Here is a 1,578-nt window from a genome sequence, read left to right on the forward strand (position 1 = left end):
CCTTGCCTGCGATGGTTGAGCCTTGGACGAGGATGTCCGAGCCTTGGTTGTTCTCGAGTGTGTCATCGGCTTTGCCTTTGCCCGTGGCGGTGAGGTTGACCTTGCCACCTGCCGTCACTGTACTGCCTGAACTGGTACTTTGCTCACTGTGGCTCTTTGATTCTGACTTTTGTGTGCCGAGACTAATCGAAATCGAACCCAATGCACCCAGCGGATTACCTGTCGCCCCCTTGGCTATTTCGCGAGTGAGACTATTGGCCATTTCAGTGATGCCGCGATACGCATTGTAACCAGCCAGTGCACTCGATGCGGCCACTGCACCGATNCTTAGTGTGCTGCCCATCTTCGCCGCATCGATGATGGGGCTGGAGACAGAAACCGACAGACCCGCTGATTTGAACTTGGTGTAGGTGTCTTGCGTGGCGGTGTCGTGTACATCGGTGATGACGATATTCTGTGCTTTGATGTTCACATCACCCAAGGCACTGTTGACATCCGAACCCGCAATATTGACCTTGCCCTTTCCTGCACTGATGTCCACATCGCCCGTGAGACTGGCCACCGTGCTGCCTGTGTGACCCGTGCTCGCGCCTTTCATGCCCTTCTCATCGCTCATATTGCCATACGAGAAGCCACCCAATGCACCAAACCCTGATTTGGTGGTTTTACTGAAATGCGTTTCGTTGAACTTGTCCTGTGCCGCAACGATGTTCACATCGCCCTTCTCACTGTCGATGATGACGCCATTCGTGCCGAACACAGTCGAGCCGCTGATGTTGGTGTCGTTGGTTGAGAGGATGTTGACCTTGTCACCGACGATTTGACTGCCGACGCTGGTGTCTGAGTGGTGAGTATCGATGTTGTGTGTACTTTTAGATGAGAGGAAACCTTTCTTCTTCCGATACTCTTCTTTGTAGTCATCGTGGGTGGCTCGCCCTGCTTCGATATTGACGGTGTCAGCAACAAGCGTGGCCGCGCCATCGGCAACGACGTTGGCCGCTAGCAGGTTGATGGCGTTGTCAGCGACCATGGTAACGTCGCCCGCGGCTTGAATCACGCTGCCTGTCTCTGCGTAGTCGCTGCGCGATTCGACAGATTTGCGCTTACTGTCCCATGCCCAAACAGCTTGTTCGGCGTCACCTGTGGTGATGGTTTTTGAATTGATGTTCTCGGCTGAGAGAAGTGCACTGCCTGCGCTGCTGACATTGGCAGCGGTGAGGTTGATGTCTTTGGTGGCGACCATGGTCAAAGCCGGTGTGGTCGTGGTTTTACCATCCTTATCCGTGACGGTGGTGTCTTTGTCGAGTGCCTGCACTGTGCCGGTTTGGTCAAGCTCGGTGCGCGTCGATGAGTAGCCGCGTGTGGTGCGGTTGGCCATGTTGCCACTGCTACTGGTTTGCGTGGTGCTGGCGATGTTGATGGTGTCGGCCGAGAGTGCAACCGTGCCACCGCGGATGGTGCCGCCGATGTTGTTCAGCGTGTCTGTGGCTCTGACGGAGACAGTGCCCCCTTTGTTCCCGCCAATGACACCGCCACGGTTGTTGACATTGCGCGCAGTGATATCCATGCTGCTCGTGC

At 55.5% G+C, this 1,578-nt stretch carries 1 protein-coding gene; it reads right to left on the bottom strand.

Annotated features, from left to right (window positions below):
• The coding region (locus tag IE082_RS11005; RefSeq protein WP_189493956.1) for a hemagglutinin repeat-containing protein at nucleotides 1-1,567 on the bottom strand (1,567 nt) is incomplete at its 3' end.
• Nucleotides 1,568-1,578: the final 11 nt, after the last annotated feature.

Origin of the sequence: Formosimonas limnophila (assembly GCF_014652675.1) — a bacterium.
Taxonomy (GTDB): Bacteria; Pseudomonadota; Gammaproteobacteria; order Burkholderiales; family Burkholderiaceae; genus Hydromonas; species Hydromonas limnophila.